This is a genomic window from Enterococcus olivae (genome assembly GCF_053760925.1).
Genome location: NZ_JBSMVT010000001.1, coordinates 332,581 through 359,091, shown reverse-complemented (window position 1 = coordinate 359,091; position 26,511 = coordinate 332,581). Strand labels below are relative to the sequence as shown.

Annotated in this window: 38 protein-coding genes and 1 CRISPR repeat array; of the genes, 32 read left to right on the top strand and 6 right to left on the bottom strand. The window is 38.6% G+C overall.

Going from position 1 to position 26,511, the window contains the following annotated elements; translation table 11 throughout:
• From ilvN to ACWODM_RS02000, 6 genes are all read left to right on the top strand, one after another.
• Window positions 1-474 carry an acetolactate synthase small subunit gene (gene ilvN / locus ACWODM_RS02025; RefSeq protein WP_455319687.1) on the top strand — a complete coding sequence of 158 codons (474 nt, stop codon included), beginning with the start codon at window positions 1-3 and terminating at the stop codon, window positions 472-474.
• 59 nt (window positions 475-533) lie between these two features.
• Entirely contained in the window at window positions 534-1,529 is a 996-nt protein-coding gene (gene ilvC, locus ACWODM_RS02020; RefSeq protein ID WP_455319686.1) for a ketol-acid reductoisomerase, read from the top strand.
• Between the two features lie 25 nt (window positions 1,530-1,554).
• Window positions 1,555-2,811 (top strand): threonine ammonia-lyase IlvA, encoded by a 1,257-nt coding sequence (gene ilvA / locus ACWODM_RS02015; protein ID WP_455319685.1) that lies wholly within the window; start codon window positions 1,555-1,557, stop codon window positions 2,809-2,811.
• Between the two features lie 89 nt (window positions 2,812-2,900).
• Window positions 2,901-3,932 (top strand): hypothetical protein, encoded by a 1,032-nt coding sequence (locus ACWODM_RS02010; protein WP_455319684.1) that lies wholly within the window; start codon window positions 2,901-2,903, stop codon window positions 3,930-3,932.
• Window positions 3,933-3,940: 8 nt separating this feature from the next.
• Window positions 3,941-5,200 carry a tetratricopeptide repeat protein gene (locus ACWODM_RS02005; protein ID WP_455319683.1) on the top strand — a complete coding sequence of 420 codons (1,260 nt, stop codon included), beginning with the start codon at window positions 3,941-3,943 and terminating at the stop codon, window positions 5,198-5,200.
• A gap of 5 nt (window positions 5,201-5,205) precedes the next feature.
• Complete coding sequence (locus ACWODM_RS02000; RefSeq protein WP_455319714.1) at window positions 5,206-5,763, top strand: YpiB family protein; 558 nt, start codon at window positions 5,206-5,208, stop codon at window positions 5,761-5,763.
• 292 nt (window positions 5,764-6,055) lie between these two features.
• Window positions 6,056-7,149: direct repeats of the CRISPR family, unit length 32 nt; unit sequence GTTGCAGTCCTCGTGACTGCATGGATTGAAAT.
• 190 nt (window positions 7,150-7,339) lie between these two features.
• Here the strand turns inward: ACWODM_RS02000 and ACWODM_RS01995 are convergent.
• Window positions 7,340-8,236, bottom strand: coding sequence for a YitT family protein (locus ACWODM_RS01995; RefSeq protein WP_455319682.1), 897 nt, complete (start codon window positions 8,234-8,236; stop codon window positions 7,340-7,342).
• Between the two features lie 134 nt (window positions 8,237-8,370).
• On the opposite strand from ACWODM_RS01995, the gene ACWODM_RS01990 reads away from it, so the two are divergent.
• The 4 genes from ACWODM_RS01990 to ACWODM_RS01975 all read left to right on the top strand — a co-directional run bounded on the left by ACWODM_RS01990 (window position 8,371) and on the right by ACWODM_RS01975 (window position 11,355).
• Window positions 8,371-8,724, top strand: coding sequence for a nucleotide pyrophosphohydrolase (locus ACWODM_RS01990; protein WP_455319681.1), 354 nt, complete (start codon window positions 8,371-8,373; stop codon window positions 8,722-8,724).
• Window positions 8,725-8,736: 12 nt separating this feature from the next.
• Window positions 8,737-9,948, top strand: a complete 1,212-nt coding sequence (locus ACWODM_RS01985; protein WP_455319680.1) for a CCA tRNA nucleotidyltransferase — start codon at window positions 8,737-8,739, stop codon at window positions 9,946-9,948.
• 127 nt (window positions 9,949-10,075) lie between these two features.
• Window positions 10,076-10,531 (top strand): hypothetical protein, encoded by a 456-nt coding sequence (locus ACWODM_RS01980; RefSeq protein ID WP_455319679.1) that lies wholly within the window; start codon window positions 10,076-10,078, stop codon window positions 10,529-10,531.
• 65 nt (window positions 10,532-10,596) lie between these two features.
• Entirely contained in the window at window positions 10,597-11,355 is a 759-nt protein-coding gene (locus ACWODM_RS01975; RefSeq protein ID WP_455319678.1) for a DNA/RNA non-specific endonuclease, read from the top strand.
• Window positions 11,356-11,862: 507 nt separating this feature from the next.
• Here ACWODM_RS01975 and ACWODM_RS01970 read toward each other — a convergent pair.
• The 4 genes from ACWODM_RS01970 to ACWODM_RS01955 form a co-directional block, all read right to left on the bottom strand.
• A complete protein-coding gene (locus tag ACWODM_RS01970; RefSeq protein WP_455319677.1) occupies window positions 11,863-13,044 on the bottom strand; it encodes a tyrosine-type recombinase/integrase in 1,182 nt (393 codons plus the stop codon).
• A 116-nt stretch (window positions 13,045-13,160) separates the two neighbouring features.
• A complete protein-coding gene (locus tag ACWODM_RS01965) occupies window positions 13,161-13,367 on the bottom strand; it encodes a DUF4177 domain-containing protein (RefSeq protein WP_455319713.1) in 207 nt (68 codons plus the stop codon).
• Between the two features lie 112 nt (window positions 13,368-13,479).
• On the bottom strand, window positions 13,480-13,827 hold the full coding sequence (locus tag ACWODM_RS01960) for an ImmA/IrrE family metallo-endopeptidase (RefSeq protein ID WP_455319676.1): 348 nt from the start codon (window positions 13,825-13,827) through the stop codon (window positions 13,480-13,482).
• 11 nt (window positions 13,828-13,838) lie between these two features.
• Window positions 13,839-14,162, bottom strand: coding sequence for a helix-turn-helix domain-containing protein (locus ACWODM_RS01955; RefSeq protein ID WP_455319675.1), 324 nt, complete (start codon window positions 14,160-14,162; stop codon window positions 13,839-13,841).
• A 296-nt stretch (window positions 14,163-14,458) separates the two neighbouring features.
• Here ACWODM_RS01955 and ACWODM_RS01950 point away from each other — a divergent pair, with 296 nt between their 5' ends.
• From ACWODM_RS01950 to ACWODM_RS01925, 6 genes are all read left to right on the top strand, one after another.
• The gene (locus tag ACWODM_RS01950; RefSeq protein WP_455319674.1) at window positions 14,459-14,641 is read left to right on the top strand and encodes a helix-turn-helix domain-containing protein; all 183 of its coding nucleotides are present in this window, start codon (window positions 14,459-14,461) and stop codon (window positions 14,639-14,641) included.
• A 12-nt stretch (window positions 14,642-14,653) separates the two neighbouring features.
• On the top strand, window positions 14,654-14,932 hold the full coding sequence (locus ACWODM_RS01945) for a hypothetical protein (protein WP_455319673.1): 279 nt from the start codon (window positions 14,654-14,656) through the stop codon (window positions 14,930-14,932).
• Between the two features lie 260 nt (window positions 14,933-15,192).
• The gene (locus tag ACWODM_RS01940) at window positions 15,193-15,957 is read left to right on the top strand and encodes a Rha family transcriptional regulator (protein ID WP_455319672.1); all 765 of its coding nucleotides are present in this window, start codon (window positions 15,193-15,195) and stop codon (window positions 15,955-15,957) included.
• Between the two features lie 19 nt (window positions 15,958-15,976).
• The gene (locus ACWODM_RS01935; RefSeq protein ID WP_455319671.1) at window positions 15,977-16,246 is read left to right on the top strand and encodes a MerR family transcriptional regulator; all 270 of its coding nucleotides are present in this window, start codon (window positions 15,977-15,979) and stop codon (window positions 16,244-16,246) included.
• Window positions 16,247-16,256: 10 nt separating this feature from the next.
• Complete coding sequence (locus ACWODM_RS01930) at window positions 16,257-16,406, top strand: hypothetical protein (RefSeq protein WP_455319670.1); 150 nt, start codon at window positions 16,257-16,259, stop codon at window positions 16,404-16,406.
• A 4-nt stretch (window positions 16,407-16,410) separates the two neighbouring features.
• On the top strand, window positions 16,411-16,590 hold the full coding sequence (locus ACWODM_RS01925) for a hypothetical protein (RefSeq protein WP_455319669.1): 180 nt from the start codon (window positions 16,411-16,413) through the stop codon (window positions 16,588-16,590).
• Between the two features lie 154 nt (window positions 16,591-16,744).
• Here ACWODM_RS01925 and ACWODM_RS01920 read toward each other — a convergent pair whose 3' ends face one another.
• Window positions 16,745-16,912: a hypothetical protein gene (locus ACWODM_RS01920; protein WP_455319668.1), complete on the bottom strand. Its 168-nt coding sequence runs from the start codon at window positions 16,910-16,912 to the stop codon at window positions 16,745-16,747.
• Window positions 16,913-17,004: 92 nt separating this feature from the next.
• Here ACWODM_RS01920 and ACWODM_RS01915 point away from each other — a divergent pair, with 92 nt between their 5' ends.
• From ACWODM_RS01915 to ACWODM_RS01840, 16 genes are read left to right on the top strand one after another with little or no spacing between them, the layout of a single operon-like run.
• Window positions 17,005-17,241, top strand: a complete 237-nt coding sequence (locus ACWODM_RS01915; protein WP_455319667.1) for a helix-turn-helix domain-containing protein — start codon at window positions 17,005-17,007, stop codon at window positions 17,239-17,241.
• On the top strand, window positions 17,234-17,467 hold the full coding sequence (locus tag ACWODM_RS01910; RefSeq protein ID WP_455319666.1) for a hypothetical protein: 234 nt from the start codon (window positions 17,234-17,236) through the stop codon (window positions 17,465-17,467). The genes ACWODM_RS01915 and ACWODM_RS01910 overlap by 8 nt, the downstream gene beginning before the upstream one ends.
• Entirely contained in the window at window positions 17,464-17,952 is a 489-nt protein-coding gene (locus ACWODM_RS01905; protein ID WP_455319665.1) for a class I SAM-dependent methyltransferase, read from the top strand. The genes ACWODM_RS01910 and ACWODM_RS01905 overlap by 4 nt, the downstream gene beginning before the upstream one ends.
• A 33-nt stretch (window positions 17,953-17,985) precedes the next feature.
• On the top strand, window positions 17,986-19,932 hold the full coding sequence (locus ACWODM_RS01900; protein WP_455319664.1) for an AAA family ATPase: 1,947 nt from the start codon (window positions 17,986-17,988) through the stop codon (window positions 19,930-19,932).
• A gap of 3 nt (window positions 19,933-19,935) precedes the next feature.
• Window positions 19,936-20,127: a hypothetical protein gene (locus ACWODM_RS01895; RefSeq protein WP_455319663.1), complete on the top strand. Its 192-nt coding sequence runs from the start codon at window positions 19,936-19,938 to the stop codon at window positions 20,125-20,127.
• Window positions 20,127-21,209 carry a hypothetical protein gene (locus tag ACWODM_RS01890; RefSeq protein ID WP_455319662.1) on the top strand — a complete coding sequence of 361 codons (1,083 nt, stop codon included), beginning with the start codon at window positions 20,127-20,129 and terminating at the stop codon, window positions 21,207-21,209. The genes ACWODM_RS01895 and ACWODM_RS01890 overlap by 1 nt, the downstream gene beginning before the upstream one ends.
• Entirely contained in the window at window positions 21,206-21,937 is a 732-nt protein-coding gene (locus tag ACWODM_RS01885; protein WP_455319661.1) for an MBL fold metallo-hydrolase, read from the top strand. The genes ACWODM_RS01890 and ACWODM_RS01885 overlap by 4 nt, the downstream gene beginning before the upstream one ends.
• A gap of 13 nt (window positions 21,938-21,950) precedes the next feature.
• Complete coding sequence (locus ACWODM_RS01880; RefSeq protein WP_455319660.1) at window positions 21,951-22,841, top strand: hypothetical protein; 891 nt, start codon at window positions 21,951-21,953, stop codon at window positions 22,839-22,841.
• On the top strand, window positions 22,834-23,304 hold the full coding sequence (locus tag ACWODM_RS01875) for a DUF1064 domain-containing protein (RefSeq protein WP_455319659.1): 471 nt from the start codon (window positions 22,834-22,836) through the stop codon (window positions 23,302-23,304). Before ACWODM_RS01880 ends, ACWODM_RS01875 begins: the two co-directional genes overlap by 8 nt.
• Window positions 23,305-23,316: 12 nt before the next feature.
• Window positions 23,317-24,006 (top strand): hypothetical protein, encoded by a 690-nt coding sequence (locus tag ACWODM_RS01870; protein ID WP_455319658.1) that lies wholly within the window; start codon window positions 23,317-23,319, stop codon window positions 24,004-24,006.
• Between the two features lie 32 nt (window positions 24,007-24,038).
• Window positions 24,039-24,317, top strand: a complete 279-nt coding sequence (locus tag ACWODM_RS01865; protein WP_455319657.1) for a hypothetical protein — start codon at window positions 24,039-24,041, stop codon at window positions 24,315-24,317.
• A 2-nt stretch (window positions 24,318-24,319) separates the two neighbouring features.
• Window positions 24,320-24,535 (top strand): hypothetical protein, encoded by a 216-nt coding sequence (locus ACWODM_RS01860; protein WP_455319656.1) that lies wholly within the window; start codon window positions 24,320-24,322, stop codon window positions 24,533-24,535.
• Window positions 24,514-24,717 (top strand): hypothetical protein, encoded by a 204-nt coding sequence (locus ACWODM_RS01855; RefSeq protein WP_455319655.1) that lies wholly within the window; start codon window positions 24,514-24,516, stop codon window positions 24,715-24,717. The genes ACWODM_RS01860 and ACWODM_RS01855 overlap by 22 nt, the downstream gene beginning before the upstream one ends.
• An 8-nt stretch (window positions 24,718-24,725) precedes the next feature.
• Window positions 24,726-25,247 (top strand): N-6 DNA methylase, encoded by a 522-nt coding sequence (locus ACWODM_RS01850; RefSeq protein ID WP_455319654.1) that lies wholly within the window; start codon window positions 24,726-24,728, stop codon window positions 25,245-25,247.
• Complete coding sequence (locus ACWODM_RS01845) at window positions 25,231-26,241, top strand: N-6 DNA methylase (RefSeq protein ID WP_455319653.1); 1,011 nt, start codon at window positions 25,231-25,233, stop codon at window positions 26,239-26,241. The genes ACWODM_RS01850 and ACWODM_RS01845 overlap by 17 nt, the downstream gene beginning before the upstream one ends.
• Window positions 26,234-26,419: a hypothetical protein gene (locus ACWODM_RS01840; RefSeq protein WP_455319652.1), complete on the top strand. Its 186-nt coding sequence runs from the start codon at window positions 26,234-26,236 to the stop codon at window positions 26,417-26,419. The genes ACWODM_RS01845 and ACWODM_RS01840 overlap by 8 nt, the downstream gene beginning before the upstream one ends.
• Window positions 26,420-26,511: the final 92 nt, after the last annotated feature.

The following is a 26,511-nucleotide window of genomic DNA, read 5'->3' as shown; positions in this document are numbered from 1 at the left end:
ATGAGACGAATTTTGATGGCGATGGTTTATAATAAATCCGGTGTACTCAGCCGAATCACCAGTGTCTTAAACCGCCGACAGGTAAATATCGAAAGTATCTCAGTTGGAGAAGTCGAATCGGACATTTCTCGAATGACGATCGTTGTAAAAGTAGATACATTGTCAGAAGTGGAGCAGGTGACCAAGCAACTGAACAAACAAATCGAAGTGGTGAAGGTTTCTGACATCACGACTGATCCACATATCGAAAGAGAACTGGCGTTAATCAAAGTCAGTGCTCCGGCAGCGACTCGATCTGAGATTCAGGCAGTGATCGCACCATTCCGGGCAGATATCGTGGATGTTGCCCAACGAACGATTGTCGTTCAAGTTGTTGGGACACATGAAAAAATCAATGCGTTCATTGATGTTCTACGCCCCTACGGAATCAAACAGTTAGCAAGAACCGGTATTACCGGATTAAAACGTGGTTAATCGCATTTAGTTGCTTTTAATAATATAGAAAAGATTATAACTTTGGAGGGAACAAGTTTATGGTAAAAGTTTATTATGATGACGCAGTAGTCGAAAATGCATTAGAAGGAAAAACGATCGCAGTCGTGGGATATGGTTCTCAAGGTCATGCTCATGCACAAAACTTAAGAGATAATGGCCACCAAGTTATTATCGGTATCCGTGAAGGAAAATCTGCAGAAGCAGCTCGTGAAGACGGCTTTGATGTTTTTGAAGTAAGTGAAGCTGCAAAACAATCAGAAGTGATCATGATTTTGGCACCAGATGAAATTCAAGGTGCTCTTTATGATAATGAAATCGCACCAAATCTTGAAGCTGGCAATGCCTTAGTTTTTGCCCATGGGTTCAATATTCATTTTGATGTTATCACACCTCCAGCAGATGTGGATGTCTTTTTAGTAGCACCAAAAGGCCCTGGTCATTTGGTTCGTCGTACATTTACGGATGGTTTTGCGGTGCCTGCTTTATTCGCTGTTTATCAAGATGCTACAGGTGAAGCAACAGCCAAAGCATTATCTTATGCAAAAGGAATCGGGGCAACTCGTGTAGGTGTGTTGGAAACAACATTTAAAGAAGAAACTGAAACAGATTTGTTTGGTGAACAAGCTGTTCTATGTGGCGGGTTGACTAGTCTGATCGAAGCTGGTTTTGAAACGCTAGTAGAAGCTGGTTACCAACCAGAATTAGCTTACTTCGAAGTATGTCATGAGATGAAATTGATCATCGACCTGATTTATGAAGGAGGATTCGCTAAAATGCGTCATTCTATTTCAAATACTGCAGAATACGGTGACTATGTTTCTGGACCACGCGTTATCACAGAAGTTGCTAAAGCAAACATGAAAGATGTTTTGACTGACATCCAAAATGGTACGTTTGCCAATAATTTCGTAAAAGACAACGAAAACGGCTTCCCAGAATTCAAAAAAATGCGCGAAGAACGTGCTGGACATCAAATCGAAGCAGTTGGTGCAGAACTAAGAAAAATGATGCCATTCGTTAAAACAATCGACTAAGACACATGAAGTAGAGGTGAATAATTTGGGGTTAGTCACAAGAAATGATGTAGATCAAGCTTATCAGCTACTCAAATCAGCTGTTGACCATACACCATTACAATACGATCGATATTTATCAGAAAAATACCAGGCAACGATTTTATTGAAGAGAGAGGATCTTCAAAAGGTACGATCCTTCAAATTACGAGGGGCTTACTATGCGATCAAGCAACGACCTCAAAAAGAACTTGAGAAGGGAGTTGTCTGTGCCAGTGCTGGAAATCATGCACAAGGTGTCGCGTATACTTGCCGAGAAATCGGAGTGCAATCAGTAATTTTCATGCCTAGCACTACGCCGCAGCAAAAAGTTTCTCAGGTCTCTTTCTTCGGAGGTGACAATGTAACGATCAAATTAGTGGGGGATACCTTTGATGCTTCCGCGGCTGCCGCTAAAGCATTTGCCCAAGAGCACGGAATGGCTTTTATTGATCCATTTGATGATCCAGCCATTATTGCTGGGCAAGGAACCTTGGCGGTAGAAATGATGGCTGATGCTCGTAAAGAAAGCTATCAGCCCGACTATGTCTTCGCTGCTATCGGTGGCGGAGGTTTGATCAGTGGTGTAAGTACGTATGTGAAAGAAGTCAGTCCAATCACTCAAATTATCGGGGTTGAACCTAAAGGAGCGCCTTCCATGAGGGAAGCCTTTGAGAACGGATCACCGGTTGCCTTGTCACAAGTGGATAAATTCGTTGATGGGGCTGCAGTCAAAGAAGTCGGACAAATCACTTATCAGCATGCCAAAGAATATGTTGATCAACTGATGACCGTTGACGAAGGGCTAGTGTGCTCTACGATCTTGGAATTGTACAGCAAACAGGCAATCGTTGCAGAACCTGCAGGTGCATTGAGTGTAGCGGCGCTAGAATCAATGGCTGAGGAGATCAAGGGAAAGACGGTCATTTGTATTATCAGTGGCGGGAACAATGATATCAACCGGATGGCTGAGATCGAAGAACGTTCGTTGATCTATCAAGGATTGATGAATTATTTCGTGATCAATTTCCCACAACGTCCAGGAGCTTTAAAAGAGTTCGTGAATGATGTATTGGGCGTGGGCGATGATATCACTCGTTTTGAGTATACAAAGAAAATCAATCGTGGTTCAGGGCCTGTTGTATTGGGGGTCTTGTCGAAAACACGAGAAGATGTGCCAAGTCTCTTTGAACGAATCGCTGCGTTTGATCCAACATACATTGATTTAAGTGAAAACCAATCGTTATTTACTTTACTTGTATAATAAAAAAGCAAAATCTTTCGGGGTTTTGCTTTTTCTTTTTTAAAGGAAAGAACGTGGTATAATAAGGAAAAGGTAAGGAGGAAGAAGACATGCAGATCACTTATCAAAAAGAGACGACCATTGTTTATGGAGAAGTGCTGTCAACTAGTATTTCCTCGTCAATGTTTGAAGGAAAACACGTCATCGTTTTGACGAATCAGCGTTATTATGATCGCTTTTTTGAGAAGATCCAGCGTATTTTTTCTTCTGAACCTATTGATTGGTATGTTTGCAGTAATCTGGTCTATGGAAATCATCTACAAGAATTTATGGATGTGCTGCAATTTTTAGGCAAATTCCCTCCGACCAAAGAATACCTTTTTGTGGCTTTCGGAAATGAGGGGGTCGTTCAATTGACGGGCTTTCTGCAACGAACGACGATCTTGAAGGGGGAATTTTGGGTATTGCCGGTTTCCTTACGAGCCTACGCATCAGCCTTGGTGCCAGATCGATTTATTTGTCGTAAATCAACAGAGATGCTATTGACAGCAAAAAATCTGCCAACACGAATTTTTTTGGATCAGACGATCGTTGCTGGACAGGGGCAAGGGAAGCTGGTAGATTTATTGGTTTTTATTCGAGCAGGGCTTGTCTGTGATTATTCTTTTTTACAGACTCTGTTCCAAAATTTTTCCACACCTAAACAGCTTAATGCCTCTGCCTTCACGGCCTTTATTGAGCATTTGACAGAGCTGTACCAAGAATCGACTCCGGCAATTGAAGCATTTGGAAAAATTTTTGAAGAGGCCTTTTATCTGACAGATAATGGTCATCTGCTTTCAGAGAATATGAAACTTTTTTTGGGTATCTTATTACATTTGTGTTGGAATCTTGAAGTAGTCGGAGCTACTTTTAAATTAAAAAATTTTTTGATCTGGCTTAATCATTTAGGATATCCTGTCACATTTCCTGAGCGGCTTTCTGTTGCTGAATACTTGCAGAATGTGATACATTTACAAGAAAAGAACCCGAGTTTGGTGGTTTTATCAGAGGTTGGTAAAATTGGAGAACAGCACCCAATCGATGAACGACAATTATTGCAGACGGTTGAACAGTATCAACAACTGATTGCAGAGATATGAGGGGAAAAATGACATATAGTGAAAAAATGCTTGAAGCATTGAGAAATGAAGATTTAGCAGAAGCGCAGCTGTCTTTGACAGAAGCTTTAAAAAAAGACGATCAAGAGGTACTGGCTGAATTAGGAGAAGAGCTTTTTGCGATCGGTTTTTTGGCAGAAGCCAAAGAAGTATTTGAAACATTGAAACAACGAGAACCAGCAGAAGAATTGTATAACTTACCATTAGCTGAGATCGCGATTGAAAACAATGAGATCGAGGAGGCCTTTGAGCTTCTGGAAGCTGTTTCCAAAGAAGGAAATGTGTATGTACAGTCACTACTGGTCATGGCTGATCTTTATCAGATCTTAGGGATTCCAGAAGTCAGTGAAGCGAAACTGAAAGAGGCAGAAAAACTGTTACCTGAGGAGAATATCATTCAATTAGCACTTGCAGAATTGTATTTTTCTACAGATAAATTTGAGGAAGCTGAAAGAATTTATCGGATGCTTTTGTCGGATGACGATTTAGAGGTGGCTGGTATTTCTATCACAGAAAGAATCGGCTCAGTCTTGAGCATGCGAGGAGAATTTGAAGAAGCTGTCCTTTTTCTTGAAGAGGCTTTGGAAGAAGAGCAGACGGACGACCGTTTATTCCAGACCGCATTTGTTTATCTACAATTGAAGGAGAATGAAAAGGCAATCTATTACTTGCAGCAGCTACGTGCGATGAATCCGCAGTATCAGGCCTTGTATTTGTATTTAGCTGAGGCTTTGCAGGAAGAGGAGCAGTTGGAAGAAGCTCAAATAGTAATCGAAGAAGGTATCCAGGAGAATCCTTTCCAAGTTGATTTATATCATTTCGCTTCTGAAAATAGTTATCGTCTTCATGATGTCAAAAAAGCAGAGGAATTCTTACTCCGAGCTTTGGAGACTGGGGAAAAAGAAGACGAGACCTTGCTGACGTTGAGTAATTTATATTTGAATGAAGAAATGTTTGAAGAAGTCATTGAAACGATCAAGCAAATGGAAGAAGAGGACAATCCTTATGCATTATGGAATCTGGCTAATGCCTACAATGGGCTTGAAGAGTTTGATTCCGCAGCAAAATACTATGAAGAAGCCAATGTTGCGTTGCATCATGAACCAGAGTTTATGAAGGAGTATGGTATTTTCTTAAGAGAAGAAGGACGTTTAGAAGAAGCTCGTCATTTGTTGGGACATTATCTGGCACATGAACCAGGTGATTTAGAAGTACAGTCGATTTTGGATGATTTATCAGAAGATAGGTGAATATGATGACCATTAATGTTGCAGATAAAAAACGTTTTTTGAATTGGTTTGTTTCTCATGTCTCTTTTTCGAGACGAGAAGTTTCCTGGATCTTGAACTATCTGGCTACTCATGAAACGATTTTAAAAAATGTTTGCTTTGTTGAACATGCAGAAAAAACACCAAGAGGGATTCGAGTGCAGGGGATTCAAGCTGAGGGAGAACCGATTTCCTTGTTTTTGAAAGGAAAAATATTTGTTGATAGTGATCAAATATTTCATGAGATTCGTTTGAATTGGAAAGAACCATTATATTTGGAATGTCTTTTTCCAAACTGTTGGTCGAATGAATTTTTTCTAGCTGTATTGGAAGACAATCCACATTATCGCTGGAATGAAACCTTAGATGCAGAAATGGCTACAAAAGTGGACGCATACTTTTCTCAGGCAGATATCGACGGACAAATCTCCGTTTTGTATAAGCAAATTGATGAAGCTCTGGGAAAGGGAGAACAAGAACGTTTCTTGAACCTTTCTGCAGAGGTCAATCAGTTATTAGCTAAGAAATCGATGGTTACCAAATGATGAAAGACGCAAGAATCAATGAATGTATTTGATTCTTGCGTTTTTCAGTATTCTGCTGAACGTATCCATGATAAAATGAATTGTATGACAGATAGAATCAATAGAATGATATAGTGCGAATCGGATGTTCCCATAAATTTTCTAGGAGATTCGCACTAAAGATTCAGTGTTAAATGATAAAATGATGAGGAAATAAATACGAATATATTTATTTTAACAATAAAAGAAGATATATTTGGGCGATTCTCATCAAAAAGAGTCTAATAAGACTGTATTTTTTCAAAAAATCGCCGTTGCAGTCCTCGTGACTGCATGGATTGAAATATCCAAAATGTTTCCATCGAAATCTACTTTAACCGTTGCAGTCCTCGTGACTGCATGGATTGAAATTAAACTTGTGATTAACGACAATCCGACTACTGTTGTTGCAGTCCTCGTGACTGCATGGATTGAAATATTTTGTTTTCCTCCTAATTGGTTATCTCTTATCGTTGCAGTCCTCGTGACTGCATGGATTGAAATTTCGGTAAATTTGATGATGTGTCCTTCAATTCCACGTTGCAGTCCTCGTGACTGCATGGATTGAAATAAAATGCCGAAGCGACAGACCAACAAACTTAGGTGTTGCAGTCCTCGTGACTGCATGGATTGAAATTGATTCGGAGTCTGCTACTGAGTCAGAGTCAGGAGTTGCAGTCCTCGTGACTGCATGGATTGAAATTCATATACGAGGCAAAAGTGGGGAATACACCCCCGTTGCAGTCCTCGTGACTGCATGGATTGAAATAATGGGTTATGACGAAGCGCCTAATGCTACATCTTAGTTGCAGTCCTCGTGACTGCATGGATTGAAATAGATTTGCTATAGATGATGATTATGACCAAGTTAGTTGCAGTCCTCGTGACTGCATGGATTGAAATGCAATATGTTGTGTAAAGAATTTAATGTCAACGAAGTTGCAGTCCTCGTGACTGCATGGATTGAAATGAACAACGGCAATGAGAACCTTGCCAGCATTACTGTTGCAGTCCTCGTGACTGCATGGATTGAAATCTACAGGCGGTAATGTCAAACTTACGATCAACAGGTTGCAGTCCTCGTGACTGCATGGATTGAAATGATCGCTACCAGTCAACTTTAGTGATGAGTTTGAGTTGCAGTCCTCGTGACTGCATGGATTGAAATATATACTTTAATTAATGTCCATCCAGTTCCCGAACGTTGCAGTCCTCGTGACTGCATGGATTGAAATCTTATATGATTATTACTTCGACCATAGTTCTCCAAGTTGCAGTCCTCGTGACTGCATGGATTGAAATGTTTTATTAACCTTTTCCATCTCGCCTTGTAAGTGTTGCAGTCCTCGTGACTGCATGGATTGAAATCTAAAAGCACAGACGGAATTACTTGAGAGTGACTGTTGCAGTCCTCGTGCCTATAGTTTCCTCAAAGAGTATCACCTCAAATTATTTTTGAAATTGAGCACTATCACACAGGAATAGACAATAAAAAATCACTTTTAAACTTAGAGAGAGCTTCTAGAATAAAAAGTGATTTTTTAGTTTGTCGAAAAATTTATATTTGTTTTCTATTTCTAGAAAAAATTCGATTTTTAGGTTTGAGATAACTAAAACCTTCTCCTTGAACCTCATGAACGTTAATGACTGAGACAAAGGATCTTGGATCAGCTTCGTTTACGATACGTTTGACCTCAGAAATTTCTCTGGGGCTCACGACGATATAAATAATGGCTTTATCATCATTGGAATACCCCCCTTGACCATTAAAGAAGGTCAAACCCCGCTCTAGTTCATTCATCAGCAAGGGAGCAATTTCAGCATTGCGATCCGAAAAGATCAAAATTCCTTTGGCGGAATATCCGCCATCCAAAATAGAATCGATGACTCTAGAAAAAACATAGGCAAAAATCAAGGTATACATCATCTTGTTCAAATTGATATAAGAAAGTGACAGGATAAGAACGACTACGTCGAAGATCAATAAGGAACGTCCGATAGAAATTCCAAAATTTTTCTCAATGATACGGGCAACAACGTCACTTCCTCCAGTGGTGCCACCAACTTTGTAAATGATCCCACTTCCGACACCAGTAATCAAACCTGCTAGTAAAGCTACAATCAGTAAATCATGCTGAAGATCGATCACTAAAGAAATTCTCTGCCAGAACCATAGCCAAAAAGACAAGCCCAATGTCCCGAGAATGGTGTAGTAAAGAGAGCGACGACCTAATATTTTTCCACCAATCAAAATTAATGGGATGTTTAAAAAGAGTGTACTGATGGCTGGATCAATCGATAGAAGGGCTCGTAGAATCAAAGTGATCCCTGTGATTCCACCTTCTGCCAGTTCATTTGGAATGTTGAAAAAGACGATTCCGAATCCGTAAATGGCTGTTCCTAGAACGATTACGACAATATCTCTAAATGTTTTTAAGGAAAATAGTTCTTTCATGTTTACCTCCGTTGTTTGGAAAATCACCGTCTTAATGTAGCATGTAAATCTTTCTTAGACAACACTTCTTTTCTATGAATTCTCTCATCAATTTGTTAAGATAGATAAGTAGAATTCTAGAGAGGTGAAACAACGTGGAAAATCAACGTTCTTTAGTATCGATGCAAGAAGAAGTCGATGCTTATATTCAACAGTTTAAAGCTGGGTATTTTGGTCCGTTGTCTCAGATGGCTCGACTGACAGAAGAAGTCGGCGAACTGGCCAGAGAGGTCAATCATTATTATGGAGAAAAACCAAAAAAATCGACGGAGGCAGTCAAGACTGTTGCCGAGGAATTGGGAGATGTCTTATTTGTCACAATGATCATGGCGAATTCGCTGGATATTGATCTGACAGAGGTTTTTGAACGAAACATGGAAAAATTCAATCATCGGGATCGCTATCGTTTTGAGCGAAAAGATGGTAAAAAATCAGAAGTTGATCAGTAAGGAAGTGAAGAAATGAGATTACAGAATATTCCTCCTGAGTATCAGCGGGCATTGCCGATTTTAAAAAAAATCGAACATGCTGGCTTTGAAGCCTATTTTGTAGGAGGAAGTGTCCGGGATGTTTTGCTTCAGCAGCCGATTCATGATGTTGATATTGCGACCAGTGCTTTCCCGGCAGAAATCAAAGAGATTTTTCCGCGAACAGTCGATGTAGGGATCGAACACGGAACCGTTCTAGTTTTGGAAAATGATGATAAATACGAGATCACTACTTTTCGAACGGAATCAACCTATCAGGATTTTCGCCGACCCGATCACGTAGAATTTGTTCGTTCTCTGGAAGAAGATTTAAAGCGGCGGGATTTCACGATCAATGCCTTTGCTTTGAAAGAAGACGGGGAAGTCATTGATTTATTTTCTGGTTTGGTAGATCTGGAGAATAAAGTTTTACGGGCCGTAGGAGATCCACATGAGCGATTCCACGAAGACGCACTACGAATGATGCGTGGTTTGCGCTTTGTTAGTCAGCTTGGTTTTGAATTAGACGAAGAGACCTTTGACTCTATTTTGGAAAATCATGAATTGCTGGCAAAAATCTCTGTTGAACGAATCACTATCGAATTTGTAAAATTGCTTTTGGGAAAACACCGTCAGCAGGGATTGGAGATGTTTGTCCAAACGCAATGCTATTTATATTGTCCAGAATTGCAAAATGCCAAAGAAGCACTGCTTCGTTTTGCTAATTTAACAGACAAACAAATTCACAAAGAAGTTCATGCTTGGGTGTTATTAGCCGATCAACTTGGATTGAGTGAGGGAGAGATTCGTCCATTTTTGAAAAGCTGGAAATGCTCCAATGATCTGATCAAAAAAACACAGGCAGTTTTTGCCGGCTTACAGTTTAGAAAAAAAGCATTCTTTACAAAACAGTTATTGTATACCTTGGGAGAAGAACAGGCTCTTTTGGCTGAAGAGTTGTTGCCTTATTTTGATCGGACACCTCAATTGGAAAAGGTACAGCAAATGTATCAAGAATTACCAATATTTTCTTTGCGTGATTTAGCGATCACAGGACATGATTTGATGACAGCTTTTAATCAAAAACCTGGAAAATGGTTAAAAGATGTTTTATCTGCCTGTGAAGAGGCAGTAATCGATGGAAAAATTGAAAATAAAAAAGAAAAACTGCTTGAATTTGGGCGAGTTTTCTTAGCTGAATATTGAATCGAATAAGCCATCTTTTAAGAGAAAATCTTGAATTGTCCAACGTGTATTTTATTTACGTTGGACAATTGTTATGTTACACTGAGGATGTAGAATTTAATAACCAACAAGGTGAGGAGAGTTCAACATGGCTAGACATATGAAAGCGTTAAAATTACTTTTCCGTAATGGAGAAACTTGGACGATCGATCGTCGTTACATTGGTGATTTATGGATCAAGCAAATCTCAACTAGTTTTGGACGTATCAAAGGTAGTGAATTTGTAGAGATTCATCCATGTGAAGGCTTCAAAATTGAAGTTTTCCAAGAAGGAGACCATGTGGCAACACATGATATCAATCTAGGTGGCTTAGAGTTGGGAATGTTCGCTCGTGCGTTAAAATATGAAGATATCGAACGCATGGAGATCTTATATCAAACAGGTGAACCTGATTTGGTTTACTTCCCATACAAAGATAAATCAACAGATGGCTTAGACAATCTTTACCAGTCAACAAAAGTAAGTGAAAAAACAAAGAGTCTTTACATCGTGATCGATGAAAACAATACTGTGGATGATATCTACGGCGAACACTTTGAATAAAAAGATAAACGAGAATTCTCTTTAGGATTCTCGTTTCTTTCTGAAAAAATATAGGGTGAGAATAGATGACAAAAAGGAAACAACCAGTAAATAAAAGCAAAGCTTTGCTGTATTCCTTGCTGGTATTGTTTGTTTTTACAGCAACAGCAGGACAAGTGGATCTGTCAAAGGTTGATTGGACGGATCCGTCTACTATTATTACAGCCTTTAATTTTGACCAGTCGCCACTACTTGATTACGGACAGCTTGAAGATCTACCGACATACGACGGTGAACACTCGATTGTTACACTGAATAATAATCACCCAGATTTTACAGAAGAAAGCCTTTCTTTAAGTGGGGGAACTTGGCAGAATTTTTCTCTGCTGGATCGTTTGAATCGAGTCGGACCAGCGGATGCTCTACTTCATAAAAGTATGATGCCCACGGAAGAGCGAGGAGATATTTCCAACGTCTATCCAAGCGGTTGGAAACAAAAGAAATTACCTGATGGCAAATGGTTGTATAATCGATCCCATTTGATCGCTTTTCGCTTTAGTGGAGAAAATGAAAATTGGCGCAATCTTTTTACCGGGACTCAGCAGTTGAATCAACGAGCAATGACTGAGTACGAGGAAATGGTAGTAAGCTACTTACGAGAAACAGGACATCATGTTCGGTATCGAGTGACCCCATTTTTTAAGGAAGAGGAATTGGTGGCAAGAGGGGTACAGATAGAGGCCCAGAGCATTGAAGATAATCATTTAAGTTTTAATGTTTTCTTGTACAATGTTCAGGAGGGGTATCAGATCAATTATGAAACAGGTGGTTCTAAGAAGATATGAAAAAACAAGATGTTCAGTGCATCTTGTTTTTTTGCCTATAAGATAAAAGCTGTTGTATAGAGCAAAGCTATTATGATAGGAGATTCTTCAGACATCAAAAAAGACCTTAGCTCAGCTAAGGTCTTCCTGACAAAAAAACTTCACCACGCAATCGAAATTTTGTGACCAAACAAGAATAACAACTATTCAACGGGGAAGATTCTTGCTAATCTATTTATATCACAAATTTATCTGTAATAACCAAAAATTGCTCAAACGTGGCATATTTATTCCTGAACGATTGAAAATCAAGAGTTTATCAAAGAATATAAGCAAAACAAAAACGCTGAATATGGTTTTAACCAACTTCCAGCGTTTATTATTAGTGATTATTTAGTTTCACGGTGTTATGTTTTTTGTTATTAAATAGAAGTAAATAGACGAGAAATAGCGTTAAATCAACTACTTACATAAATAAGAAAAACAACGAAAAACATAAAGCGAACCGTTTCCGGAGTCAAATTTGGGTTAAAAACCAACATACTTTTCGAATAGTTCCGTTGTTATTTTATGATTCTCTTTTGTCATGTGAGTGTAGATGTCTAGTGTCATGGATATAGATGCATGACCCAAACGTTCTTGCACATCTTTAATGTTGATTCCTGCTGAAAACATGAGACTTGCATAAGTGTGCCTAAATCCGTGATTCCCCATTCTTGACAACCCTGCACCATCTGCTGCACGTTTTGAACGATTGTAGACATTGTTTCTTCTCATGTATCCACCTTCGTAATTAGTAATCACTAGATTATTCTTTTGTACATTTGTTTTGAAAAAGAATTTTTTTTGATACAATTTCCAAGATTTTAACTTCTGAATTGTCACATTGTCTATATCCACTGTTCGATAAGAATTTTTCGTTTTTGGTGTAGTGATGGTGAAACCCTTTTTCGTGTCAGACACGGTTTTATTCACTGTGATAGTGTTGTTTACTAAATCAACATCTTTCCATGTGAGAGCTAGTAACTCGCCAATACGCAGTCCAGAGAAGGCGAGAACACGAAAGAGAATCATATCTAACTCGGAATAGTATTGGCGCACCGGTTGACTATCTGGAATTTCGTTGTGTCTGTTTTCCAAATAGGTGAGAAACGCGCCAAGTTGTTCCCTGGTGTAGAATTTTAATTTTTTATCTTGGTTGGAAACATCTAGTGCAGTGGGAATCATAATTTTACGAAAGGGATTGTCAGTAATCAGTTCGAGCATCACACCATGATCCATCACGCGTTTTACATAAGACAATAATTTCGTGTACATGCCGAACTGTTTCGCCCAGCTGTTGACTGTCTTTTGAGCAGTTTTTAAGTCGATGCGTTGGATATACATATTCCCAAATTTGGGAAGGATATACTTTTTAATTCGTCTGTCTGTTTGTATCCAGGTATTTTCTTTAACGGTTGTTTTGTACACATCGAACCATAGATCATATAGCTCGCTAAACTTCATATCTTTGTTTTTATTTGGTGAGTAATCACCATTGTTAAAATCATTCTTTAATTCATTAAATTTTTGTTGCGCAGCTCTTCGAGTAGAAAAGCCACGTCTAGTCGTTCGGATTTCTTCACCCGTGATGTAATTTGTTCCGAGGTATCCTTTAAACATCCAGGCCTTTTTACCGTTCTTTTTTTCGTATTGGGTAAATGTTGCCATGTTGTATCAGCTCCTTAGATTTGGTACAATAGGCATAGTTAAATAAGCCTATTGTTAGGTTTTATTTATGGTTAGCACGCCTTCTGACTGCCAGGAAAGAGGGGCGTGTTTTTTTATTACAGACTTTCAAAAACCATAGTTGCTTGGATTCTATCGCCACCACCAAAACCTTTACTTCCACTAGTGGTTGTAGAAATAGTGTGTAATCGGAATCCTTTAGAGCATTGTTTGTTAATAACACCTTCTAGTTCTGATAGATTTCCTGATCCAGTTCCAAGAAATTTTTCTTTCAAAACAGTTTGTAAAACAACGTATTTAGGTATTTCATTTTTAAGCATTTCTTTTCCTCTTTTCTTTGATATAATATATTTAGTTCTTTACATATCTCGAAAGAGGTAGCCCTTTCCAGTGTTGGTAGCACTGGTGAGGGTGTTTTTATTGTGAAAATCTAACATCATAACCTATTCCTATATCAAATTCCTCAATCAGTTGACTATAGTTATACTGTCCGTTGTTTTCTTCGATAATTGTATCAATAACGTAAAATTCAGCTTCAGTTTCCATTTTAGAGTGGTGAATAAACGTGTCGTACAAAGCTATGTAGTCTGCATGATCTAACACATGTTTTAATTCATGCAAACTAACAAACTTCATATATTCCTCATCTAGTGATTCATTAACAAATACTTTTTTTAAATCAGGAACATAGTATCCAGAATGTTCCATCGATAAAAATTCTAATTCGATACCTAATTCCTTTAATTTGTTTTTCAACCTTTGCAATCAACAACACCTCATTTACCTTTGCGACCCATCATATAGGCAATAATCGCTTCTTTATCATTTTCTGTCATCTCTTCACCATCAAAAGACATTACATTTTCTAAGGCTTTGCGTAGTTCTGTTTCTGTATGTTCGCCAGATGTGTCCGTCCTTCCTAGGAGATAGTCTACCGATACATTAAAGTAGTCGGCAAGGCGCGATAATTCATCTGCGTTAGGAGTATTATTTTTCCATTTTGACAGATAGCCGTTAGAATATCCAAAATCTATTTCCAATTGTCTAATTGAAATCTTCTTCATTTTCGCAAGCTCTTTGATAATTTCGTAAGTATTCATTGATTTATCAACCTTTCTGAACGCTCACAAAAAAAGTTTAGAAAAATACGCTGAAATTACTTGATATATTCAGAATTATAGTCTATACTAGTTTTTGTAAACAAGTTTAACAACTAAAAAGACAACAAAAATACCCTTAATTATTTTACGCTGACCGCCAAGAAAGCTAATAATATTAGTGTTTTTAAGTCTTATTTAATCACGCTTTAAGTATAGAGTATGATTCCGAATAAGTCAATTTAATTTAGAAAAAAGTTGTTAAATTTGTTTACTTAATTTGAAAGGAGGTTGAACTAATGGCGAAAGTACAGGAAACGCGTCAAAAAATTTTAGACCATTTTGAAAAGAATGGGTGGGAAATTCCCGATGTAGCTAGTGCGCTGGGGGTTACAGAGCAATATTTACGTAGAATACTGGCTAATCCAGAAAAACACTTGAAACAACTAACAGATATCATTTCGTATTACAAAATTAGATAGGAGGCGAAATAAATGAAAGACATAATCATCTATTCAAAAAAAGATGGTGTAAACCAACTACTGCCAATCTTCGGAAACAGCTTGGAAGGGAGTTTGAAAATATTTGAAATGGACAGATTTAAAGAGCATAAGCTTTTTGCCTACGCTCTCATTGATGGTGTTGAGATTAAGTTGTTCTCTTCTACTGAGAATAGAGAAGAACAATCATTTTTACTTAGTGAAGATGAACTAAGCAAAATAGCTACTCAGATTCATCAGGCAATTGAAGATACCCGGCATCAGATAGGTTAGTAAGTACTTGGAAAATGACTTCATTTGTGTATTGCATATTGAATTTAGTCAAATTTGCTAATATATCACCTATATCTTTGCTAGAGGTATACATTTTCATTATTTCTTTTTCAGAGTATCTGTCTTTTGATAAAACGGATTTTACAGAAGATTGAACAAGAGATTCTAGTAAATTTTCAGACATAATTTCACCACCTTATTAGTTATTTCAGCAGACCACTTGCTGATAAGTGAATTATACCAAAGAAAGGAAGGGTAAGATGACAAATTTAGTTATCATGAAAGACCAACAAGCAGTAACAACAAGTTTGCAAGTAGCAGAAGGATTTGAGAAGCAACACAAGGATGTAATGAGGGCTATCGAAAACAAGTTTAGCTCAGCGCAAAATTACGCTCAGTACCAAAACATGTTCGCAGAAGGAACTTACCAAGATAAAAGTGGTAAGAATAACAAAATGTACTACATGAACCGAGACGGATTCACTTTTATCGCAATGGGATTCACTGGACGGAAAGCAGATGAATTCAAACTCAAATACATTGAAGCATTCAACCAAATGGAAGAACACATCAAACAGCAATTAGACACGTCAAATTTAAGTCCAGAACTTCAAATGTTCCAGGGATTATTTCAAGCAATCGCTAATCAAGAATTGTCTAGTAAACGTATTGAATCTAAAGTTGATAGCATTTCCGACATCGTGGCTTTGAACACGACTGACTGGAGAAATGATTCCAAGAAACTTATTCGTAGAATGGCGAATAAAGTTGGTGGAGACCCAGAAGCTTATCGTGAAATTCAAAATGCGATTTATTTGGAAGTAGATAGACGTGCGAAAGCTGACTTAGGAAGACGATTGTCCAATTTACGAGATCGAATGGCTGGAGAAGGAGTTTCCAAATCGAGACGAGATAAAACAAATAAGTTGGATGTTATCGAAAGCGATAAACGGTTGCTTGAAATTTACCTAGCTATCGTTAAAGAGTTTGCTATCAAATACAAAGTTTGGAATGACGAATTTTAAAAAAAGTGAGGTGAATCCAATGCAAGTCATGTTAACAGAAGAAAATAGCAATGAGTTGAGAAGTTTCATTTATCAAATTATCACCGAAGAAGTCCAGCGTGCTAGAACCGATGCTGGAGTAGAACGCAGGGTACTGAATCAAACTGAAATTGCCCAATACTTTGGTGTATCGACTACGACCATTCGAGAATGGGAAACCCAAGGGATGCCTTTTTCAATGATGGGCGAGCGTTTGAAATTCTACGATAAGGAAGAATGTCGTGTTTGGTTAATGTCCGTACACAGATAGGAGGAAAAATATGAACAAAAAAGCTTTTGTAAGTATTGACACGATCGGCATGCTGGTACTGCTAGTGTGGGCATCGTCAGTCAATATCAAGATTGGTTTAGCAGCTGTTGCTTATTTTGCACTAACTAATCTGATCAAAATTTATTTTGCAAAGGAGTGAATGAGTGGATATACAAGTGGACAAACAGGTGGAAATCAAATGGTTAAAAGAGCAAATTTCGTATCTCGAAGAGTTGATGAAATCAGAAATGCTTGACCGTCTTCATGTAAATAGGATGCGGCGTTTGGAACGTTACAAGAAAAGGTTGGAGAAATTGGAGAAAGTAAGTAATTGCAAAGATTGATAGGCAAGTAAGGGACATTCGTTTGGATATCGTTGGGATCAAAAATTTAAGCACTTTATGGAGGTAGAAAGTAAATGGGAAAAACTATAAAAATACTCGCCCTGATAACTATTGGAGTAGTCATCGGACGAGTTGTAAAAATTGAATTTTACGATTAATTCAATTTAGTTCTTGCTCCACAATTTGGGCAAGTTACGGTACTGGCAAGACCACTAGGAAGTTTTCTTCCACAATTAAAGCAAAGTAAATTTTTACGAATAGCTTTAGTCATTTCGCGTCTAATTTTAGCTTTGCTTGGTACTTTTATTTTTATTCGAGCCATATGATCGACCCCTTTCGTCTTATTTGAATAAAACGTTGGCAGACGCAGTATTCATAAGACAGATTATACAATAAAAAGGAGGTGATCGCAACATGTTGCGAGAACGAAATACGAACAAACACAATATATTGTGGTTGTTGATTAAAAATAAGATGGTTGAACAAGGAATTAACCAATCGGAACTAGCTAAACGAGCAAATGTAAATAATACAGTTATTTCTGCTTTGAAATTAGGGAAAATCGATAAACCATCTTTTGAATTGGTTTGTAAGATTGCTGATGCATTAGAGATTTCATTGGATGAATTGAGAGGTGAGAAACATGAATGATCACGAAATTTTAGAACGTTTACTGGTACTAGCAACTAAGCGTGCGGAAATTATTGATCAGGCATTAAGTGATACTAGCTTGATTGGTCCTAGCGCTACTGTAGCTCTACAAGGTATTCGGGCTGAGTTGGACGAGCTGAGAGAAATTCAGATTGCGAATAGAGGATTGACTTGGGAAGAACTGAAGGAAAGAGAATTGGAATTACGTAGGAGAGTGAGTGAATGAGAATTTTAGATGCCTGTTGTGGAAGTCGTCTTTTCTGGTTTGATAAAGACAACGAATATACCACCTATATGGATAAGCGTAGGGAAACATTTGAAATTCACGGTAAAAAAATAAACGTCCAACCGGATGTGGTTGCCGATTTTAGAGACATGCCTTTTCCTGATAATACCTACGATTTAATCGTTTTTGATCCACCACATTTAAAGTGGGCAGGTCCTAATTCGATTATGAAGGCTCAATACGGACAATTAGATAAAGATACTTGGCCAGCTGATATTTTACAAGGCATGACTGAGTGCATGAGGGTTTTAAAACCTAATGGTGTATTGATTTTTAAGTGGAATGAGAACCAGGTAAAACTCAAAGAGGTATTACAAGCAATTGAGCCATTCAGGCCACTCTTTGGCAATCGTCGAAGTGAGACCCATTGGCTAGTGTTCAACAAACAAAAAAAGCCTACCTCGTCCGCCAACGAAGTAAGCTAACAAAAATTTATCACAATGAAAGGATAACACAAAATGACAAAAATTAAAATTGACGAAATAAGCATTAAGAATTTCAAGGGGTTTGAAGACTTCACTTTAACTCTAAATGGCCGAAATGCTGTTGTTAGCGGTCAAAATGGTGCTGGTAAAACTTCTTTAGCCGATAGCTTCCAGTGGTTGCTGTTTGGAAAAGATTCTCATGGATCCAAGTTAAATCCGAAACCGCTAGATCAAAACAACCAGGAAAAGCTAGGTTTGGCTCCAACTGTCGAAGCACAACTGATCATTGACGGAAAAACGATAACTCTTACACGGATCCAGGAGGAAAAATGGTCTACCAAACGTGGTGAGCTAGAAGCAACTCGCGCCTCTGATACTACCAAGTATTTTGTGGATGGCGTGCCATCAAAGGAAAAGGAATGGAAAGAGTTTATTTCTAATCTCGGAGGCGAACAACGCCTTCAAATGCTTTCTAACTCAGCTTTCTTCATGACTTTGAACTGGTCCAAGCGCCGGGAGATATTGATGGAAATGTCTGGAGTAACTGACGAATCCATCATCGAAAATAACCCTGACCTGCAGGAGTTACAAAAAGCCCTGGGCGATCACTCGATCGATGAACTCAAAAAAATCCTTGCTGGGCAAAAGAAGGAAATCAAGCAACAGATCGATGGGATCCCTGCACGTATCCAGGAGAACACAGATACTATCAAATCAATTCAAGATCGTATCGGTGATGTGATCGCACTGGAAGCTAACCTTGGCACTCACAAAGCAGATCTGGAAAAAGCAGAAAATAAGTTAGCAGCTATCAAAAATGGTGATGCTTCGTTAGATGCGCAACAAGAACTTGCTCAATTAAAGCTTGACTTAGCGGAGGAACAGCGCAAGTTTCTATCTGCAGAGCATTTAGCTACTCAAAGCCTGCAGGCAGACGCAGACGAATTAGATCGCAAATTGCGTGAGGCTAGAGCAGAGGTCAACGAATTCCAGCTAGAACTTTCCAACGTCGAGCGAACAGTCAAAGAAAAAGAAAACTATCGCGAACGAATGATCGCCGAATACAAGCATATTCAATCAATCACGTTTGACGAGCATGCGGTTGATTGCCCTACTTGTGGCCAAGCTCTGCCAACGGATCAGATAAATCAATTGCGGGAGAAATTTAACGTTGATAAATCGGAACGCTTGGAAGAAAACATCAACAATGTGAAAACTGCAGGTGCGACAAAAGAAGTCATGGCTGGAGATCATGCAAGGCTAGGTGTGACGAAACGCAACCTTTCCAATGCAAAAAAAGACGTTGATAAGTTCACGAAAAAAGTAGATGCCATCTACCAGGAACTCAATTACGAAAAAGGTCGTCAAGGGAAGTTTGAGGATTCAAAACAATACAAAAAAATCAGCAATCAAATCAAAGTTGTTGAAGAAAAAATAACTAGATCAAAAGAAGATTCTGAGGCGGCCGCTCATGAAGCGCAGATCAACGTTAATGAACTTCGTTCTAAAATCGTTGATATTCAAGCAAAGTTAAGCGAGCAAAAAATGGTGGATCAATTGAATGATCGTGTGCAGGCGTTGAGAGAAAAGGACTCTGAGCTAAAAGCTCAAAATCAAGACGTAGAGAGGAAACTGTGGCTAATCGATGAATTTACTCGAGTAAAAGTGTCATCCATCGAAGAGTCGATCAACACGAAGTTTCAGCTGGTTAAATGGAAATTGTTTGATGTTCAGAAAAATGGCGCGATCGCCGAAACGTGCGAAGCGACTTATAACGGTGTGGAGTACAGCAGCGGTTTAAATAATGGTGCAAGAATCAATTGTGACCTAGATATTGTCAATACGCTATCCAATCAATTCGGCGTATTTATGCCAGTTTTTGTGGATAATGCCGAGTCAGTCAATGAATTAGTAGCCATCGATAGCCAGATGATTGAGTTGCAGGTAACAGAAGATAATGAATTAGTAGTGGAGGCTTAGAGTATGAAAACCATTTTAGTGTATGCCAGAGTTGGCGGAACGAAACAGTTTATCGGAACTTTTGAAGATATTGACACTTTGACTGACGAGGTAATGGATTTTTTGGATAGATCTAATCGTTCCAATTTAACGAATAAAACTTTCTTTTTACTAAACGGAGAAGAATACAAACTATTTTTGGAGGATGAGAAATAATGACAAATCAAAATACACCAGCACCAGTTTATAAATCACAATTAGCAAAAATCAATGATACGTATATGCCACAAATTGAGACACAGCTTCATGGCAATGGAATCCGTATGACTGAGTACCAACGTACCTGCGTTATCAATTCGATTTCATCCATTAACGAAATGCTCGTAAAAGAAGGCATTGGAATTAAAGATGTAGATCAAAGCAATTTAACTCAAACGTTAATGCATGTAGCAGCATTGCAACTTAATGCAACTGCCACACCACGAGAAGTCTATTTCATCAAACGTAATCAAAAAATCAAGGGTGGCAATCCAATCCAAATTATCGAAATGGGCATAGAAGGGGATGGAAACGACGCGATTCTTTCTCGCTTTGGTCGTAATGTCAAAACGGTTCACCGCCATTGGGAAGTTCGTGAAAAAGACCAATTTACCTACCCAGGTTATGCCGGACTACAAGTAACACCACCAACTTGGACACCAACTGGCCAAGGAAAAGTAATTCGTGTTGTTTATCCAATTGAATACATTGATGGCCAAGTGGAATATTTCATTTCAGAGCGTGAAGATGTCAAAGCTAATTTATTGGCACACATGTATAACAATTTGATGTGGGATAACAAAAAAGTGGAGAAAAAAGAAAAAATAAAAGAATTTGCAGAGTCTCATACCCTTGATGAAATTTTGGATAGCAAAGATATGCAAGACACGGGAAATATTAGTCCAGCATGGAAAGAGCCGCAAAGCCGTGAAACGATGATTGTTCGCAAAATGCGTAATCGTATCGTTAAAAAAATTCCAAAAGACTTTTCAAACGCGTATATCCAATCAGTTGTCGATGAAGTAGATGACGATTACCAATCAAGACAGTTACGCCGCAAAGAAGCGGAAATTGTCGAAGAAATCAACGAAAATGCCAATACAGAAGTTTTGGATCCTCAACCAGCTAAAGCAGCAACAACTAGAACCAATGATCGACCGTCAAACGTCACAAACGATGGTGAAATTATTGACGGTGATTTCACCGAGCCTGGTCAAACTGACTTAGGCATCGATAACGAAGAGGGTGATCCCTATTGATTAAGGTAAAAGTTTTCGGCAGTGGGAGCAAAGGGAATAGTTATCTAATAGATGATGGCTACTCCCAGTTGATCCTGGAGGCTGGTGTTTCATTCCGGCGCATACAAGAAATGATGAAACATGACTTGTCAAAAGTGGCAGGCGTACTGATCACGCACGAGCATCGGGACCATTGCCAGTATGTTAAATCATTCGTTGATCATGTTGGTGCAGATATTTACGCCACCAAAGGCACGATCGATGCCATGTTCAAAGACGATGTTCTCAAGCTAAAACACATTAATCGCTATCGATTCCGAGCAGTTACTTACAAAGAAACGATTGCAATCGGCACCTGGAGAGTCACGCCATTCGAAACCAAGCACGATGTGGCAGAGCCTTGCGGATTCCTGATTGATAATACTGCAGGCGATCGCTTGGTTTTCATCACTGATTCCTATTACGTGCGATATAAATTCCCCAATGTCACACACATGATGATCGAAGCCAACTATTCTGACGAGATCATCGAATCAAAGCTAAACAGCGACAAGTTCTCTAAAAAGCTGAAGACGCGGATCAAAGGCAGTCACTTCGACCTAGCGAACACGATCGAATTCGTCAAAGCGAATCGTGGGACCTACCTGCAGGAAATTCACTTGATCCATTTGTCTGATAGCAACAGCCACGCCAAACAGTTCAAAGGCGAAGTTCAAAAAGTCTCCGGCGTTCCGGTTTATATAGCTTAGGTGGTGAAGACGAATGGACATAGGCTATATCAAACTGTATAGAAAAGTGACTAGTTCATTCGTTTGGGCTAATCCTAATATGTTGAAACTTTGGTTGCTTTGTTTAATGAAAGCTAGTCACGAAGGTAGGCGATTTTTGTTTAATGGAAATGAAGTGTCATTGTCCAGCGGTCAATTCGTCACAGGGCGCGACGCACTGGGAAAAGAATACAACCAAGGAGCGACGAGTGACCAGGTCGTTGTCAGCCGTACGTTATGGAGATGGATGAAAAAATTTGAAAGTGAGGAAATGTTGTCCATCACTTCAACCCCAAAATATAGCGTTATATCAATAAAAAAATGGAGTGACTATCAGTCCAGTGACCAGCGGTTGTCCAGCGGTTGTCCAGCAAGTGTCCAGCGCTTGTCCACAAACAAGAATGATAAGAATGATAAGAATGATAAGAATAATAATAATCCTCGTAACCGCAAGAAACGCGTCTACGATGACGACGACCCGAATAAGAAATTAGCTGTTTTACTTTTCAAGTCCCTTTCCCAAAATCAAAACATCAAGGAGCCTGACTTTGATAAGTGGGCGAATACGATTCGTTTGACCATAGAATCAGATAAACGATCCGGGAAAGAAGTCCAGGACATGATCGTTTGGGCAACCAATCACGAGTTTTGGTCAGGAGTGGTCTTGTCTCCATCAAGTTTGAGACGGAATTTTGACAAAATGACGGCACAAAAAAACAAACCATCTTATCAGCCTAACGGCTTTAGCAATAAACCGGTACGGAAAGAAAAGCTACCTGACTGGGTGGACAACCCACCTGAAGAGGTCGATGATCCAGAAATGATGGCGAAGATCCAGAAAAGTATGCAGGAATATCAAAAGAGCAAGGAGGAAGGAAATGAGTAGCCCAACAGCACTAAATAAACGCGGAAACAAGGTGATCGTCGATGGATTCACCTTTGACTCAGCCAAAGAAGCTCAATTTTATGAGCGATTCGTAAAAAATTGCGGTTTTCCTTTCGAGGTTCATCCGCGATTCAAGCTAACCGAGCTAACCGAATTACCTGGAGGTGGTGGAAAAATATCGCAAATCGCCTATTCTCCAGACTTCATCATTAAAAACCACGACGGCAGTTGGTTGCATGTGATTGATGTCAAAAATAGCTTTGGTATGTATGGCATTGACCAGTCCAACAAATTACGATTTCGACTATTCGCCATCAAATATGGCCATCCAGTCGAAGCGGTCGTTGTACGAACTAGGGATTTTAAAGTAATTACGCAGGGTGTCACTAAGCCGTTGAATGAGAAAAAACCGTTGATTGTCCGTGATTTTGACTATCACTGGCAAGATGCGACGAATTATTAGGAGGGGAAATATATGTCATTAGAATTTAAACCATCAATAAAATCAATCAATATTGCAAGCGAGGATTTAACTAAAATTACGCTTGAAGTTAAAAACGATTCACTAAACGGAAAATATGACGAGTTACGCAAGCTATCAGGGAAAACAGTATTAATCGCAGTCATTCCGGAAACTTACACCTATATTCAAGAATTTGACACCAGCACCAAAAAGCCAATTACTGAATGGATTATTAATGCCGATGGTACGGCAGAAATTCGCAAAACCGAGCAAACTCAATTGGACGTTGATGGTCAAGGCAATATCGATATCAAACGTGTCGAGAAAAAAGTAGATAAAGATCTGATTGATCAGTACATCATGGCTTCAAGCACGCTGATTCTTCCAGACGATGTATCGATCAATCCGCGTGATGTCATTATTCGTCTAAATGATGGCGAGGACTTAGGATCAATTGCTGACGATTACGAAATGTCAGATTCTAAGCTACTTAACGAGTTGGAAAAATCTCGTCAGCATTTCGCACCGTTCGCAGATTACTGGGATAAACACAAAGAAGATATCTTGTTCCCTGACGAAGCCGAAGAAAACGACACGGAAACCGAACATGAAGACGGTGACGACGATTTAGAAAATAAATTGAGTATTTACCCGCAAAAAGGCGAAAACGTCTCAGAGGAGAAAACAGAGGGCGAAAACTAAGTGGACGGTATTTATTAAGGAGAGTGGAGCGAGTGAATAAACTAATTATTCAAGGTAAAGCTTGGGGAGAATTTGAAAAATTGAAGAAAATCAAAGGAGATGTCCATATCGATGGATATCGAACTTATGGAGGAACTCACACAGTCAGAGGAGTTGAACTACCTACTGAGACCAACTTGGAAAACCTAAGCGACATCAAAGAATTGCTAGAATGCGCACTATATCAACCATCATCCAGTAGCGAAATAGAAGGAAATACACAAGCAGCCCTTGATTTGGTGAATAAAATGATTGGAGAGTGGAGCAATTAATTATGCTAAGAGGATTCGCAATCAAGAAAAATGTGTATCAAGGTTCCGATGGCGTGCAAGTTGACGCAGTCCGAGATGTCAAAACGTTCGACACCAAGCAAGAGGCAGAAGCAGCTGCGGCAAATTGTGGCGGTCATGTGATCAACGTCCACAAGAGAGAACCCAAGCCGAGAAAGCCATCTAGGAGGAATCAAGCATGGATGAACGAACTAAAATGATTGCTAAAAAAATCAAAAAAGATGTGGAATTAATTCTTGATGAAAGTAATCCGGAAATAACTTCGTACGGGGGTAACGGGATAGTTATTGATTGCGATAGTTTGTCGGATCATATAAACGATTTGATGAATGACGTTGCAGTTGTCCTTATCGAAGAAATTCTTGGAGAGATAGAAAGGTAGTGATCAATATGGAACTGAGTGAACTAACCAAAAAAATACTGGGAAATTTTAATGCTGAATCAGTGGAAGAATTACCTAAAAAAATAATGACTACTGTTTTGAGAAACGAGAAAGAAAAGTATCAAGCGTTCAAAAATTCCGTACAAGATTTGAGCATAGATTGGTTGCAACGGATATTCCAATATCACTTAGCGGATAGAAAAGAAAAAATGCAAGATTACACTCCAAAAAGTCTAGCTCAACTCATGGGAGCTTTAGCCCTTAGAAAAGGCGAAACGAAAATAGTTGATATGTGTGCTGGTAGTGGGGCTTTAACTATCCAAACGTGGAATTTAAATCATGAAACAGAATTTGAGTGCTTAGAATTTGATGAAAACGTATTGCCTTTATTACTTTTCAATTTAGCGGTACGAAATATCAAAGCTACTGTAAAACATACGGATGTTTTGCAAAATGATGTAATGGCAATTTATCAAGTAACGCCACGAGAAGAATATAGCGAGGTGAGACGAATTGACAACAACAATTAGTAATCCGCCCTACAATATGAAATGGGAACTACCGTTCTTTGCTCAATCACAACCTAGATTTGATTTAGGTGTACCACCTGAAAGTAATGCGAATTTCGCTTTTATTCAAACAGCGATTTATCATACAGAACAACAAGTTTTTCTATTGCCTCAAGGTGTTCTGTCGACTACTCAAAAAGAAGAACTGGAAATTAAAAAGAATTTATGTGAAGCAAACTATTTAGAGGCTATTATTTCATTGCCAGGGAATATGTTTGAATCAACTAGCATTCCAACGTGTATCTTACTTTTAAATAAGAATAAAGAGACACGAAAAGTTCAAATGATTGATTTATTCGATAAAGGAACTAAAGAAATCAGAGAACAAAGAGGTCAATATGGCGGTAAGTCAAAAACCAACCGTGTTTACACGAAAGAAGTAAATGTGCTTACAGACGAACTGATTCAACAAGCCTTAGAGATTATCGATAATAAAATAGATAAAACTGAATACAGTCAATTAGTTGATTTGGAATCAATTAGAAGTCAGGACTATAATTTAGTACCCAAGAGATATATTGAAATTGAATTTGAATTGTCTGAACATCGAAATTATGAAGATATAGTGACTGACTTGAACCGAATCATTGAATATAAGAACGGTGTCAAAATCACTATCAATGAAAATATGGCTAAAAATTTAGGTGTCTATGATTTAGCCCAAAGTTTTAAACAAGGACAAGAAACAAATAAAGCAATGAACGTATGGCTTGGCGGTTTAGATTTGAAAATTACCAAAGAAGATGTAGTTACTTTAAGTCGCAATAAGGAATTGAAATTTGAAGTTAAGAATTTTGAACGAATGCCTGAAATCATTCAACTTTTCTTTAATATGTGGCGTCAACAAATAATAACCTTGAACAACGAAGAAAATCGTTTGCTGGTTGAATTGCGAGATGCTTTATTGCCAGATTTGATGTCAGGTAAGTTGAGAATGGAGGAAATCAATGACTAAAGACGAAATATCGACTGTTGCTGTATTCGCCATAATCACTTTGCTAACCGTTTGTTTAGCTGTAACACTGAAGCAAGCTGAAAAATTAGATGAGACAATCAGTCGCCAGAATTTAGAAATATCAGTTTTGAAACAAGAAAATAATGCTTTAAGGGAGAGGTTAGATTTTGAAAAATAATATTACTGCTGCTGAATGGTTAGCGTTAAATGAGTTTTTACAACTTGGGAGTATAGTTTCAGCAAAAAAATGGAAACGATAAGGTAAATTAG